Genomic DNA, 13310 nt, shown 5'->3' on the forward strand with positions numbered 1-13310 from the left:
AAATCTACATTTGTAAACCTTATGATGTTATTTTACACCTAAGATTTACACTTGTCAACCAAAAGTTTTTAAAAAAAACAAATCTTCCTTTGAAGATTTGTCTGGTTGGGCTTTTTTCACTCCCTATTTTTATCTCCCTAAATTGTCAAATTAAGTTAGATTTTTCATGTAACTCAGAAAAACTTGGGATGGTGCTTGATAATTCAAAGACTTCCTAGGAATTCTATTTCTTTTATCAGCTGTAGCTGATAAATAATTTTGAGAAATATTCGTAAAATCCATTTGTTTAGGTAGTCCATTTCGTCTTAATAAGCCATTAGAATGTTCAATGAGACCTCGTTGCCCAGGACATCCTGGATCCGCAAAGAAAATATCAATGTCATGTGCATTCGAAATAGATTTCCAATTAGAAAATTCTTTTCCGCAATCAAAAGTGATCGACTTAATTCGTTACTCTATCACAATCATAGATTTAATAGACTTGCGTTCATCCATATCTTTATAGGCCTGATTAATATCTTCCAATTTATAACTTGTCGTAAAGACTCGACCTGGATTGATGTCGCCATCAAGAACAGCTTTTAACAAAACTTGTTTATCATAGGTTGTGACAGAGGCTGGTCCGCCACCAATCGTTGTATTTTGTCCAAAGGTTGAGCCAATGGCACGGTTTTCATAGTGTGGAACACCAACAAATCCCATACGGCCACCATTATGAAGGACTCCAAGAGCTTGATCTACTGCCGCTTCTGTACCGACACATTCGAGAGCTGCATCTGCTCCTCCCCCGAGGATTTCACGGACTTTAGCAATGCCTTTTTCGCCACGTTCAGCAACAACTGCTGTCGCTCCTGACTCCAAAGCCATTTTTTGACGATCTTCGTGACGACTCATAAGGACAATTTGTGAAGCACCACGCATCTTAGCTGCGATGACAGCACATTGACCAACAGCCCCATCTCCGATAACGACCACCTTGTCACCTTTTTGCACATTAGCCACACGCGCTGCATGGTAACCCGTCGGCATGACATCAGCCAGTGTCAAAAGTGACTTGAGCATACCTTCACTATAATCTGAAGGTTGCCCAGGAATTTTGACAAGGGCCCAGTTGGCAAAGTGGAAACGGATATACTCAGCCTGCACGCCCCCAGACCAGTTATTACCTGGGTGGTTGTCACAAGAGCCATCAAATCCAGCACGACAGGCATCACACTGTCCACAACCATGTGTGAAAGGGGCAATGACAAAGTCACCTGGTTTTACTGTAGTAACTTCCTCGCCAACTTCTTCGACAATTCCGATAGCCTCATGACCGCTATTTCTATGTCCTTCTTCCATTTCCGGATTACGGTAACTCCAAAGGTCCGATCCACAAACGCAAGTACGTACTATCTTGATAATGGCATCATCTGCTGCCACGATTTGTGGGCAATCAATTTCTGCTAGACCAACCTGCCCAGCTTTGGTATAAACTGCTGATTTCATTTAATAACCTCTATTCTTTCGTTTCTGATAGTATACACTTTTTAACAAGAAATCACTCACATCAAACACTCCCTATTACGGATCATATTTAGTTACTTAATCATATTTTTTTCCATACTTCTTTTCAAGCATTTTCTTAACTAGATATGGCATCTTGACATTCTCTCGACCTTTTTTAGCAATCAATTTTTTGACGAAATCAGGCATCTGAATATCTGCTTCCTCTTCTAAAATCTGTCCTGTGTTTGAAGGAGCTTCCAACTCATCAAAAGTCTCTAGTTGAGGTTGATAGTAACGATAGTCACCGTCTATATGAGACTGAATGGTTGAAAGAAGGGCTTTAATCAAACGAGAATCGCTATTTGGCATAGGAGGACGGTGATAGGCCACACCAAGCTCATGACAAAGCTCCTTACACTCCACATCATTATCAAAAAGAACCTCAATATGCTCACTAATAAAAGCTATCGGGGCAAAAATATAGTGGTCAGGGTGTTCCTTCTCATCATGAAGGTATTCTAAGACATCAGGTTTAATCCAAGGAATACCAATATCACTTTCACTCTGCCATGTATTGGTATACTGGTCTTCTTCAAGGCCTAAAAATTCCACAATCAAGCGAGTATTGTCATAAATCTGATCGATATAAGGATCGCCAAAATCAAGGGCCAAAACTGGTACACTGTGAGCTGAAAAAATCACCTTATAGCTGTCATCTCCAATTTGATCTAAAATATTTCTAATCTCATCAGCCCAGTAGTGAAGAAGTGAAGGTTCTTGGTACCAATCCTTGATAATTTGGAACCTAATCTGCTCACTTTCTAAAAATTTCTCATATCCCATGACAGAATAGTAAGAATAATGAGGCTCTAAAATCAAGCACAAACATTCTTCAATTCCGTCATTCTCCATCTCTTTGATTACATCAGTGATAAAAGGGCGGGAAAATTTATTAGCAAAGTAGACCGACACTCGTTCTCCAAGAGCAGAAGCAACCAAATCCACTTCTTCTCTAGTTATCCTTTGAAGTGGAGTTCCACCAATTCGGAGGTAATTGTCATATAAAGTCTGAATTTCATGTGGTTCAGGACGAACACCACGCCGGATATTCGTGAAAAACTCCGCTACTCCTTCATAGGTAATCTCTTCTGGTGACCCAAAGGTCATCATCAACACAGCTCTCTTACTCATAATTACTCCTTGTTTCACGTTTGTTCTATTTTAGCATGAAAAGGCATACTTTAGAGAGTTTAGTGTCAAAAAAACTCCTAGAGAAGCCTCTAAGAGTTAAAAAACAAACCTTAATGATGGTGCTCTTTCTCACTTTCTGCTTCCAGCTCTTCGATATTTCGCTTGTGAGCTCGGTGGGTTGCCAAGTCTTCATCAACTTCGATGGTGACATTTTGAAAGCCCCTCTCTTTGAGCAAGTCTCGAATAGACTCTTTACAGACCTCCATATGCTTGACATGCTCCAGACATACATGGACGATGGCATTTTTTTCTAAGCCGTCCATGGTCCAAAGATTAAGCTGGTTAATACTAGCGACATGGTCCAACTCTGCCAGATCCGTCTTGATCTTCTGGATATTCACCCCTTCTGGCACGGCATCGAGGAAAATCCTGAGCGTAGACCAAAAACGAGGAATGGCTTTTGAGAGAATAAAGAAAGAAATGACTAGAGACAAGAGAGGATCCAGGATATACCAGTCAGTATACCTGAGAACAATGGCCATCAAGATGACAGCCAACCAACCCAAGGTGTCTTCCAAAAAGTGCAAGCTGAGAATAGATTCGTTCTTGGTTTGTCCCTTACGAATGACCAGACTTGCTAAGACATTCACACTGATGGCAATAATTCCAAGCCAGAGAAGTCCCTCTTCATTGACAGGATGTGGGTGAAACAGTTTGACCATATTTTCCAAAATCACCATACCAGACCCTGTCATCAGAATCACAGCGGTCACCATGGCCCCTAAAAGGCTAAAACGCTTGTAGCCCAAGGTGTAATGGCTGTCTTCTTTCCGATTGGAAATGCTCTCTAGAAAAGCCGAGATGCCAATGGCAACCGCATCCCCAAAGTCATGGACCGAATCAGCGAGAACTGCACTAGAACCAAAAATTCCACCCGCAATAAACTCAACAATGGCAAAGCTTAGATTCAAGAAAAAAGCCAGCCAAACCGCACATTTTGTTTTCATATTACTTAATCCTTTGATATAATGGGAGTGAGACTGAGCAAATTTTTTAAATTTGTTCCTAGTCTCACCCCCGCAAAGCTGATTAGGTGCTCTTCTGAGCCAAATAGCGAAAGAAGAGTCCAATCAGCTACTGCGTCAAACATTTATTTCTATAGATATTCTGAGAAATGAGACTATTATCTCTTCTCTTCTTTATCTATTATCCAATACTATCAACAGAAAGGATAGAAGCAAACCGTTCTCTGTGTACGTTATTGAACAGTTTGTTCAAATTGTCCATATGCCAGCTCAAGATCGTCGCATTACTAAGACTCGAAAAGCTATCTATAGCGCTTTTTTACAGTTACTCAACCAAAAAGGCTATGAAACCATAACGGTTCAAGAAATCATTGACCTGGCTGATGTCGGGCGATCGACCTTTTACAGCCATTATGAGAGCAAGGAGTTACTACTAGATGAGCTCTGTCAAAAGCTCTTTCACCATTTGTTTGAGCGTGCTCAACACCTCTCTCCTCAAGACTACCTGACCCATATCTTTCAGCATTTCAAGAAAAATCAAGACCATGTAACCAGTCTCCTGCTATCTAAAAACGATTATTTCATCCGTCAGCTGCGAAAAGAGCTGGAACACGATGTCTACCCAATGGTGGCTGACGAACTGATTAAAGCTCACCCCAACATTCCCCACTCTTACCTTAAGCATCTGGTCGTCAGCCACTTCATTGAAACTCTCAGCTGGTGGCTGAAAAAAGGTAAGTCCTATAGCGAGCAGGAAGTTGTCCAGTTTTATTTGGAGATACTGAAAGTTGGTTCAAACTAGAAAGAAGTTTTTTAATGACCCTCACTCAATTTTATTTTCTCTTTCCAGCCTTATTCATGCTTCACGAACTTGAGGAAATCATATGGATGCCATCCTTTGTCAAAAAACTATCAGCACAGTTTCCAGATATTCGATTCCTTTCTTATTACACTCCTTTTACTTTCAATGCCATTGTCTTGGAGCAGTTTCTGATCCTGCTTCTATCACTTTTTCTTAGCTACCAGTTTAGCAACTATACTATTTATGCAACCATTGTAATTGCTTATATCTACCATATTTTCGGACATTTGATTCAGACAATTGTCCTTCGAAAATATATTCCCGGCTTGTTAACGGGCATTTTAACGAGCTTGTTCTCCATCACATTTCTAAAAATTGAAAGTTCAGTCAAACTCTATGGTTACTCTTTTTTGACTTTACTGGTTATCGTTTTAAATCTTGTAGTATCATTTATGATTCTTAATAAAATCAGTCATAAAAAATAGTACTTAGACAATCATATCTTGGAAAGGAAACATCTATGTCACTTTATCCCATCTTTAGCATCATCACAGTCTTCTTAGCGCTTGCTTTTGTCCTGCTTCATTTATTGGCCTCCCTTTCTGAAGTTAAAAAAGGAAATCACACTCTAGGAAATCAATTTCTCCTCATCGGAAGTAGCCTTGCGACTTTGTCTCTCTTCCTCTACTTCTTTTTCTCGATTGTCGCACTATCCCTTTGGCTGATTGGTTGTGGGTTGATTTGCTACGGAGCCTATTGGAATGGCAAGCACAAAGAAAACTTCAATCCAGCCCACCATGTCATTCGGCTTGGAATCGCTATGATTCTTACCATTTTGTTAGCCCTCATCTAAGAAAAACTCAAGTTTTATCAATGAAAACTTGAGTTTTTTGGTAGTTAAGAAATCAATAAGGAATTAAAAATCCTGCTTTTCTTTAAAAATTTTGACCTTTTCTTGGCAGTAATCCATTAATTTCTGTGCTTTTTCAAATGAGTAGCCTTCTTCGGATACAGACTTGAATTTCTTTTCATCAAAATAGTAGCCAGTCAAGCCCCTGACTTCCTCTGATAAGGTGAGATAATAACCTGTTTCGATTCCCTGATCTAAATCTTTTGAGAGAGACTTCATCAAGCGCCCAAAGAGAGACTTTTTCGTCTTTTCATCACTAGAATTATTCCCTAAGTTAGTTGAAATCAAGCCCGGATGGTAAGAATTGATGGTGATATTTGAACCTCTTAAAAAGAAGTCTCTTGCTAGATAGCGTGTCATCCAGATGGTATAGAGTTTGGAATTATTATAGGCCAATCCTGGATGATAGTTGTTTTCAAATCCAAAGTCCAAACCCTTGACCTTGGCAAAATGATGCAAATAGGAAGAGGTAATAATGACACGGCCGTCAGGCGCTTTTTCTAACAAGGGACTTAGCTCAGTTGTTAACATATAGGGAACCAGAACAGATAACATAAAAGTCAACTCGACATTTTCAGCACTCGCTTTTCGCTCTTTTCCTGCATACAGGCCTGCATTGTTAAACAAGACATCGATCCTTTGAAAGTCTCGCTTGATTTCCTCCACAAATCGATAGACATCATCTAATTTTGAAAAATCAGCCAAGTAGCTAGAAACTCTGCTTCTCAGGGAAACGGCCCGAACCTCTTGAAGCGCCAACTCAAGTTTTTGAGGATTTCGTCCATGAAGAATGACCTGATGCCCTTCACTGGCCAGTTTCTTTGCCAAGTGCTTTCCAATGCCATCCGTAGCACCTGTTATTAGAATGGTTTTGACCATATTAGTCCTCCAAGAAAGCAATGAGTTCTTTTGAAAACTCCTCTGCATACTGGAAAATCGAACCATGCCCAGCATTTGGATAGATGATGAGCTTACTATCTTTTATTTTCTCATGCATGTCATAAGAATTTTCTGTTGGAACCTGCATATCCTTGTCCCCGTTGACGATTAAGGTTGGTTGAGTGATAAATGTTAGGTCGTCTTGAGAATCTTTCCCCCAACGTTTAATAGCTTTGAGTTGCGTCAAGAAACCAGGCACACTCATGTCTTTGTCCGCAAATTTCTTGGTTCTCATCCCCATTCGTCCGAGAACTTTAAAAGCTTCGATTTTTCCTTGTTCATCATGGTTATAGAAGATATAGCGTTTAGGATCGATGCGCTCGAGTCCAGCTTTAAACATATAGTTAAATGTTTTCCCTGTGACCTTATCGACCTCTTTTCCACCTCGAGGTCCTGTTCCTACCAAGATGAGACGATTGACCAAATCAGGCTTGATTCGGATGATTTCTTGGGCGATCATGCCCCCCATAGAGAGACCTAGGAGATTGATTTTATCGTAACCAAGAGCTTCTATAAAGGCAATTGTCTGCTCAGCCATTCCAGGAATGGTTGGCGCCACTTTGCCTTGACTGGCTCCGACACCAGGAAGGTCGACTACAATCACATGGTGCTTTTCAGCAATCAAGTCCAATAGTTTTGGATCCCAGTTGTCGAGAGTTGCTGCCAAATGGACCAGCATCAGAAGAGGCAGTTTTGATTTGCCTTTGCTGAGTTCGCGATAGGCGATTTTGTTCCCGTCGACAGTGATGTATTGATTTTTAGTTGTAAGATATGACATTATCTTTTCCTTTTATTTCTTAAAACTGAGGACTGTTTTTCCACGTGAGCGACCATTAGCGACCTTGTCTAAGGCGCTATTCACTTCTTCAAATGGATAGACTGTATCGATAGATGGTTTGATTTCTAATTTGCTAAAGAGGTCAGCTACCTCTTGTAATTGAGCACCATTGCTTTCTACAAAGATAAAATGGTAGTGAACGCCGTATTTATTAGCCATCTTATCAAATCTGCGACCGGCTAAGCCAAGAATCATCTGTTTCCATTTTGGCAGGTTCATCCGTTTGGCAAAGTCACCATTTGGCATAGCCCGAAGGGACACAAGCTGACCACCTTTTTTCATGACAGACATTTGTTTTTCAGTCTCAGAACCCCCAAGAGTATCAAGGACATAATCAACCTGGCTAACAGTTTTTGTATAATCCTCTGTTTTGTAATCGATAAAGCGGTCTGCTCCTAGCTTCAAAACTCGCTCAGCGCTATCTCCAGCTCCATTGGTGATGACTTTCAAACCTTCGGCTTTGGCAATTGGAATAGCCATTCCACCAACTCCTCCAGTACCACCAGAGATAAAGATAGTCTTGCCAGCTTGTGCTCCCATGAGTTCTAGGGCTTGCATAATGGTTAAGGCAGTCAAAGGAACAGCAGCCGCTTCCTCGTCTGAAAGATAGTCTGGAACCTTGGCTAGAGCCTGACTATCGACAGCTACGTATTCTGCAAAGGCACCGATGTGGTCGAGTGGGAGACGCCCAAAGACACGGTCCCCGACTTTGAGATTTTTGACTTGTCTACCGGTCTCTTCAACAACCCCAACTACTTCATTTCCAGCAGTTTGTGGGAGTTTATAAGGGACAATCATCTTGACTTCTCCTCGGGAAATCATGTTATCCAGAGGATTAACACCAGCTGCGGTGACTTTGACCAAAACTTCTTTGTCTGTGATACTTGGTTTAGCGATTTCTGTAATGTTCAGTGTGATATTGTTTTGGTTATAGGTAGTGTGTTGTGCTACTTTCATTGTCTTCTCTTTTCTATTCTTTGTTGTATCTGGCAAAGATACAAGTCTAGTCTTTTTAAAACTGATCTGCATGCAAATCAGTTTCGTTTTTGTTTGGCATCTTTATAAAGATTGTTAATAACATCTTCTAAAGTTTGATTTGACAATTCCTTCTCTAACTGAGATTCTGCCCTAGCGAAAAGTGGAGAAACTGCTCCTTGGATATGTTTTCCAACGGGACAATCCGGATTGCTATTTTGATGAACAGGAAATAAACTGATATGTTTGATTTCTTGAGTAGCGTAATAGATCTCTAACAATGTCATTTCCTTTGCAGTCTTGTTAAGTTGATAACCTGTTTTCCCTTGCTGGGAGCTAATCAAGCCTGCATTTTTCAACAAGGCGATTAGCTTTCGAATGTAACTAGCGTTAGTTCCAACACTAGTTGCCAATGCCTGAGAACTCAGAGTTTCCTTACTCTCACTAATCATCGTTAAGATATGCAAAGCAACTGAAAATCTCGTATCCATATTGACTCCTTTTCCAACTTGTATCTGATACAGGAACAAGTATACCATAAATAAAAAGAAAAGCAAGACTTGTGCTTCACTGTTAAAAAACAAAAAGAGGACCCTATGGAATCCTCTTATTAATTGACAAACATTAGTACTAAGCTTTCTTAGCTGCCTTGCTCCATTGGTACCAACCAACTAGACTATTGATCAAGTAAATAAAGTATTTCCCTTGAATTCGTAGGCTTTCTCCCCACCACAAGTAGATAGAGAAAACATTAGTAGCAGCCCAAAAAATCCATTGTTCACGGTAAACAGCTGTCATCAAGAGCTGACCAACACCATTTGTCGCATCGATAATAGAATCACGGAACGGACGATTGGCGCCAACGGATTGGTAAATGAAACCAAAGGTTAACCACCAAAGCACACTAATTGATGAGTACTTGATCCATCCCACCGCATCCAATTTACGGGCAACAAATTCCTGCTGTTCTTTTTTGAACTGGGCTTGATAGATCAAAAAGTGTTAATAATAAGACAGTAACCTCAGAATAGATACTGTCTTATCTCTTTTTTTTACTTAAAGCCTTGATAGACTTGACAAATGGTAGAAAAGAGCCACTGAAATCAAGGTATTAATGGGAATAACAGCCTAAGATATTTGGAGTTCAGAGAGGGCGCGTTTGATTTTCAAACTTCGCAACAGAACCTATTATTCTATTGCTTATTCAACAAGGTCCCACTATCTTGACCAACAACAAGAGCCGCCAGCTCATTGCCCTGCTGAACGGCCTCTGGCAAGCTCATATTCTGACTTAGACCAGCCAGAAAACCACCGCAGAACGTATCACCAGCTCCAAGCGTATTAACAACCTTGACTTTGGCCGAACGGACCATCTCAGAATGATGCTTCCCTGCATAAAGATAAGCCCCTTCTTCACCTAAGGTCAGAACAATTGGTGCGTGAGTTTTAACAAAGATTTCCTGGCACTTCATCTCCAAGCTGCTTACTCCCGGAAACAGATATCTAGTTTCGTCTTCATTGCAGTGAATCATAACGTGATTGTCATACAATCTCTGAAGGGTCTTTTGAGAAATATACTCAATTCTTGGTGAAGCATCAAATAACACCTGAGAATCAGAATTTCGTTTATCCAACGCATCCAGGATGACTCCCGCAACCTTATCATCTTCCATTTCATAACCACTAATATAAAAAGAATCATAATTAGAAATGTCGATATTCTCGAACCAATCAGGCTGCCAGAGCTGTTCAATGCCGTTAACAGTCAAAAAGCTCCTCTCACCATCCGGCTCCACAAATGAAATATCCCAGCCATTATCTGCACCATTAACTTTTAGATGAGGTTGAATACCCATCTTAGCCATATCCTCCGATACCAAGTCCGCGTATTGGCCTTCCCCAACTGGCACAAATAAATCAGCATCTTGCCCCGTATATTTAATCGCGCCATATACATTAAAGGCTGATCCACCTACGATATTTGCCCGTAGATGACCACTAATATCTTCACCAGTCGTTGGTAGCTTTGGAACGTCCATTAACACATCAACAAAGGCCGCTCCGATCACTAATGTTTTACTCATTTATGCCCCCTTCTTATTTGGAACGGCAACCTTCCACAACAACATGCAAATAATCGCGATAATCGCGGAGACAAAGACTCCTAAACTATTATTTCTAAAGATACCATGAGCAAATGGCCCATTCCAAATTGCGTTATTTGTGAACAAGAATCCAGTAGTTGTAGCCAAGATCCAAGAAATAATTCCCAGCCAATTGAAATGTGTCTTTGAATCATTTTCAAGCAGAGCAACATCATAACTTTGTGATCTGAACATGACACTATCACATAAGAAAATTGCCACCCAACTTGCTAGACAAATGCCCAAGAAATTTAAGAAGAGCTCAAAATTACTGAGAAAGTTTCCAGAAATAAACAATACATAAATCGGAATTGCCAAAACGATGGCCCCATGAATCATTAATGAGGTTCGTTGAGTGACGTTAATTCCAATTGTCGCCAAATTAATGCGTGCAGATCGAAACGAAATAATACATTGCGGAATGAGTCCGCCAGCTGCAACTAAGAAATAAATTGGCCCGATCCAAGTTGGTAAAGCAGAATACATGACGCCAAACGGATCACCAGTAGTTGCCAATGAGGGTTCAATTGTACTGAGCATTACTCCTCCGGCCATTAAGACAAACAAAGGAACGGCTCCGCCCATTGTAGTGTTCCAAAAAGTAGCAGACGGCTTTGTCTTTTTGGTCACATAGGCTCCCCAGTCGGCAGCAGCCATCGACCATGAAATACCAGATCCGGCAGCAACGATACTCACAGCAGGAAGGACTCCAGTAATCCAACTTCCCGATGGTAGACTAAAAGCTTCCTGCCATTTGGCTTTTAAGAGGAACAACACGAGAATCAGCACAGTTAAAATTCCAAATATCCAACTCAACCAGGTTTGTATTTTAGCGAGGGTATCTTCTTTTAACAAACCGGATAGAACAACTAGCCCACCAAAGATCACCAGGGCGACCGCTGTGGTAACTGAAGACTTTTCAACATTGATAATACTGAATAGTGATACCAACAACAATGTTCCCGTAATGACATTAACGGCAAGCCAGCCAACCATGTTAAACCAGGCAATCGCATTAGGAATTTTATTGCCATGCGTGCCATAGGCCGCCCGACTCAATTTAAAAGTTGTGACCCCTTCTTTTTGACCAATCATTGCGACCCAACCAGGGATCGCGAAGGACAGCGCACCAACAAGTGACGCAATAATAGCTTGAAAAAATGATAGATGATAACTGACGATCATGGCACCAAACACAAAGCCCATGATACCGATATTGGCTGCGAACCAGTTGTAAAAGAGTTTGCCAGCAGTCAACGTTTTCTCCGAATCTGGAATCTTGATAATATTGTCATCCATGAATATCACCCCTTTTGGTTAATGTGGAACTGTAAAATTTTATCCGCGTACTCATTGAAGTCATGCTCGGGATTTTGCTGATCGATTAAGTTAACCCACTCCACAGGAATGGAAGATTGACCATTCTTGGCGCCACAAATTGCGGTTGCCATCGCACCAATGGTGTCAGTATCACCACCAAGGTTGGCGCACATTAAGGCGCATTTTTGAACATCGCGACAATAATAAGCGATTGAAACCGCAGCGGGGATGCTTTCAGAAATCATTGTTCCTGTGCCGATCAAGTCGTAAATATGCTGACTAAATTTGCCGTCATCATCCTTATATTTATGAGCAATCTCAATTCCTAACTGCAAACGATCATGTGTCTTGGCTGCCCATGTGGGGGCACCTAATTTGAAACCAGCATCATTGGCTCTTAAGGCAAAATCGATTATGTCGTCCCAATTCTGATCGGCCATAGATGCCGTAACGGCTCCAGCAATCATTGACGCTCCACTGATTGAAACATCGCTGGAATGTGTGATCTTTGTAATATCAAAGACCATTTGGACAAGTTTTGGAAGTTGATTTGGCTCAAATAAAGCACCAATTGGTGAGATTCTCATTCCTGCACCGTTAGTCAGTGCCTGATCCGTAATCGGGCGAGGGTCTTGGCCGGCTTTGATGGCCGACAATGCAGCCTTACTACTTGGTCCAAGGATGTTGTTCTCCCAAGCACCGACTGATTCTGCCCATGCCATAATATGCTTCACCAAGATCTCTGAATTGGGTTGCCAGTTGTTTTCGATTAGTCCATCCAATATAGCTAGTGCCTGATTGGTGTCATCGGTGTATTGGCCTTTTTTAAAGTTTTTGGCGATATCGTTATTGTCAGGGCCATCAAGAAAAGTAGTAATTTTTCCACCAAATTGATCTCGAATATTCTCGACTGGCCATAATTCCGATGGCATTCCTATTGCATCACCTATGGCTTGGCCGTATAAGACGCCGAGGATTTTGTCTTTGCTGCGCATGTCTGCACCTCTCTTTCTGAATTTTGTATTTTTAAAAAAAAAGTACTTTCTACTTATATTGATAATATAACTTATCTGTTGCGGAATGTCTTGTGGTTGGCGCTTTTTGTTAAACTTTTTATCCTTAAGTAGATACGCTTGGGAAGAGCGTAAGTTAGGAGAATTATCTAATATTGTTGGTGGTGGAACACAAAGTACATCGAACCCTGAATACTGGGACGGTGATATTGATTGGTATGCACCAGCTGAAATGGGAGAACAAAGTTATGTTAGTAAAAGTAAAAAGACTATTACTGAACTAGGTCTAAAGAAGAGTTAAGCTCGAATTTTACCAGTAGGAACCGTCTTATTTACTTCTCGTGCTGGTATTGGAAACACCGCTATATTAGCCAAAGAAGATACAACTAATCAAGGGTTTCAATCAATTGTTCCTGATCAAAATAAACTTGATAGTTATTTTATTTTTTCAAGAACTAATGAGCTAAAGCGATCTGAGGAAGCACCCGATGATCATGAAACGTTATTAAACACAAAAGTCACCCATGTGAGTTCTTGCGGCTCTATAATTTCTGTAGTGGGTAAAACCACCATAGAGATTATAGAGCTTTTTGAATGCAGACAAAAAGTCCCATAAGAACTATAATGAAAAGCAACCAAACCATCATTAGGAAGAACTTATGAGA

At 40.8% G+C, this 13310-nt stretch carries 13 protein-coding genes and 3 pseudogenes; 4 read left to right on the forward strand and 12 right to left on the reverse strand.

Annotated features, from left to right (window positions below):
* Positions 1-150 precede the first annotated feature (150 nt).
* The 4 genes and pseudogenes from PCY14_RS07335 to PCY14_RS07350 form a co-directional block, all read right to left on the reverse strand.
* Positions 151-444 (reverse strand): annotated as a pseudogene (locus PCY14_RS07335) (IS30 family transposase); the annotation flags it as partial.
* Between the two features lie 6 nt (positions 445-450).
* Positions 451-1488 (reverse strand): alcohol dehydrogenase catalytic domain-containing protein, encoded by a 1038-nt coding sequence (locus PCY14_RS07340; protein WP_060933797.1) that lies wholly within the window; start codon positions 1486-1488, stop codon positions 451-453.
* A 96-nt stretch (positions 1489-1584) separates the two neighbouring features.
* Positions 1585-2679 (reverse strand): ferrochelatase, encoded by a 1095-nt coding sequence (gene hemH, locus PCY14_RS07345; RefSeq protein WP_301363352.1) that lies wholly within the window; start codon positions 2677-2679, stop codon positions 1585-1587.
* Positions 2680-2789: 110 nt separating this feature from the next.
* Positions 2790-3686: a cation diffusion facilitator family transporter gene (locus PCY14_RS07350; RefSeq protein ID WP_060933795.1), complete on the reverse strand. Its 897-nt coding sequence runs from the start codon at positions 3684-3686 to the stop codon at positions 2790-2792.
* A gap of 280 nt (positions 3687-3966) precedes the next feature.
* Here PCY14_RS07350 and PCY14_RS07355 point away from each other — a divergent pair, with 280 nt between their 5' ends.
* The 3 genes from PCY14_RS07355 to PCY14_RS07365 are packed head-to-tail and all read left to right on the forward strand — an operon-like array spanning position 3967 to position 5359.
* On the forward strand, positions 3967-4506 hold the full coding sequence (locus PCY14_RS07355) for a TetR/AcrR family transcriptional regulator (protein ID WP_231087381.1): 540 nt from the start codon (positions 3967-3969) through the stop codon (positions 4504-4506).
* 14 nt (positions 4507-4520) lie between these two features.
* The gene (locus PCY14_RS07360) at positions 4521-4991 is read left to right on the forward strand and encodes an HXXEE domain-containing protein (protein ID WP_042771825.1); all 471 of its coding nucleotides are present in this window, start codon (positions 4521-4523) and stop codon (positions 4989-4991) included.
* 35 nt (positions 4992-5026) lie between these two features.
* Positions 5027-5359: a glucuronide permease gene (locus tag PCY14_RS07365; RefSeq protein WP_164376208.1), complete on the forward strand. Its 333-nt coding sequence runs from the start codon at positions 5027-5029 to the stop codon at positions 5357-5359.
* Between the two features lie 63 nt (positions 5360-5422).
* Here PCY14_RS07365 and PCY14_RS07370 read toward each other — a convergent pair whose 3' ends face one another.
* The 8 genes and pseudogenes from PCY14_RS07370 to PCY14_RS07405 form a co-directional block, all read right to left on the reverse strand.
* Complete coding sequence (locus tag PCY14_RS07370) at positions 5423-6295, reverse strand: SDR family NAD(P)-dependent oxidoreductase (protein ID WP_293936110.1); 873 nt, start codon at positions 6293-6295, stop codon at positions 5423-5425.
* A 1-nt stretch (position 6296) separates the two neighbouring features.
* Positions 6297-7133, reverse strand: coding sequence for an alpha/beta hydrolase (locus PCY14_RS07375; RefSeq protein ID WP_293936113.1), 837 nt, complete (start codon positions 7131-7133; stop codon positions 6297-6299).
* 12 nt (positions 7134-7145) lie between these two features.
* Complete coding sequence (locus PCY14_RS07380; protein WP_301363354.1) at positions 7146-8150, reverse strand: NADP-dependent oxidoreductase; 1005 nt, start codon at positions 8148-8150, stop codon at positions 7146-7148.
* Positions 8151-8227: 77 nt separating this feature from the next.
* Positions 8228-8659 carry an Rrf2 family transcriptional regulator gene (locus PCY14_RS07385; RefSeq protein WP_301363356.1) on the reverse strand — a complete coding sequence of 144 codons (432 nt, stop codon included), beginning with the start codon at positions 8657-8659 and terminating at the stop codon, positions 8228-8230.
* Positions 8660-8798: 139 nt separating this feature from the next.
* Positions 8799-9161: pseudogene (gene pnuC / locus PCY14_RS07390) on the reverse strand (nicotinamide riboside transporter PnuC); the annotation flags it as partial.
* Between the two features lie 200 nt (positions 9162-9361).
* On the reverse strand, positions 9362-10252 hold the full coding sequence (locus PCY14_RS07395; protein WP_301363357.1) for a PfkB family carbohydrate kinase: 891 nt from the start codon (positions 10250-10252) through the stop codon (positions 9362-9364).
* Positions 10253-11611: a cytosine permease gene (locus tag PCY14_RS07400; RefSeq protein WP_301363359.1), complete on the reverse strand. Its 1359-nt coding sequence runs from the start codon at positions 11609-11611 to the stop codon at positions 10253-10255.
* 5 nt (positions 11612-11616) lie between these two features.
* Positions 11617-12627, reverse strand: a complete 1011-nt coding sequence (locus tag PCY14_RS07405; protein WP_037612914.1) for an ADP-ribosylglycohydrolase family protein — start codon at positions 12625-12627, stop codon at positions 11617-11619.
* An 85-nt stretch (positions 12628-12712) separates the two neighbouring features.
* Between PCY14_RS07405 and PCY14_RS07410 the strand changes: the two are divergent.
* Positions 12713-13117 (forward strand): annotated as a pseudogene (locus PCY14_RS07410) (restriction endonuclease subunit S); the annotation flags it as partial.
* Between the last annotated feature and the right edge of the window lie 193 nt (positions 13118-13310).

The sequence above is a fragment of the Streptococcus sp. SV2 genome, assembly GCF_030440175.1.
GTDB lineage: Bacteria > Bacillota > Bacilli > Lactobacillales > Streptococcaceae > Streptococcus > Streptococcus raffinosi.

Excerpts from the sequence above, each read along its gene's own strand:
- PCY14_RS07375 (WP_293936113.1), bottom strand. The coding sequence starts at position 7,133 with ATGTCATATCTTACAACTAAAAATCAATACATCACTGTCGACGGGAAC.
- PCY14_RS07405 (WP_037612914.1), bottom strand. The coding sequence starts at position 12,627 with ATGCGCAGCAAAGACAAAATCCTCGGCGTCTTATACGGCCAAGCCATA.
- PCY14_RS07350 (WP_060933795.1), bottom strand. The coding sequence starts at position 3,686 with ATGAAAACAAAATGTGCGGTTTGGCTGGCTTTTTTCTTGAATCTAAGC.
- PCY14_RS07400 (WP_301363359.1), bottom strand. The coding sequence starts at position 11,611 with ATGGATGACAATATTATCAAGATTCCAGATTCGGAGAAAACGTTGACT.
- PCY14_RS07365 (WP_164376208.1), top strand. The coding sequence starts at position 5,027 with ATGTCACTTTATCCCATCTTTAGCATCATCACAGTCTTCTTAGCGCTT.
- PCY14_RS07380 (WP_301363354.1), bottom strand. The coding sequence starts at position 8,150 with ATGAAAGTAGCACAACACACTACCTATAACCAAAACAATATCACACTG.
- hemH (WP_301363352.1), bottom strand. The coding sequence starts at position 2,679 with ATGAGTAAGAGAGCTGTGTTGATGATGACCTTTGGGTCACCAGAAGAG.
- PCY14_RS07340 (WP_060933797.1), bottom strand. The coding sequence starts at position 1,488 with ATGAAATCAGCAGTTTATACCAAAGCTGGGCAGGTTGGTCTAGCAGAA.
- PCY14_RS07385 (WP_301363356.1), bottom strand. The coding sequence starts at position 8,659 with ATGGATACGAGATTTTCAGTTGCTTTGCATATCTTAACGATGATTAGT.
- PCY14_RS07355 (WP_231087381.1), top strand. The coding sequence starts at position 3,967 with ATGCCAGCTCAAGATCGTCGCATTACTAAGACTCGAAAAGCTATCTAT.
- PCY14_RS07370 (WP_293936110.1), bottom strand. The coding sequence starts at position 6,295 with ATGGTCAAAACCATTCTAATAACAGGTGCTACGGATGGCATTGGAAAG.
- PCY14_RS07360 (WP_042771825.1), top strand. The coding sequence starts at position 4,521 with ATGACCCTCACTCAATTTTATTTTCTCTTTCCAGCCTTATTCATGCTT.
- PCY14_RS07395 (WP_301363357.1), bottom strand. The coding sequence starts at position 10,252 with ATGAGTAAAACATTAGTGATCGGAGCGGCCTTTGTTGATGTGTTAATG.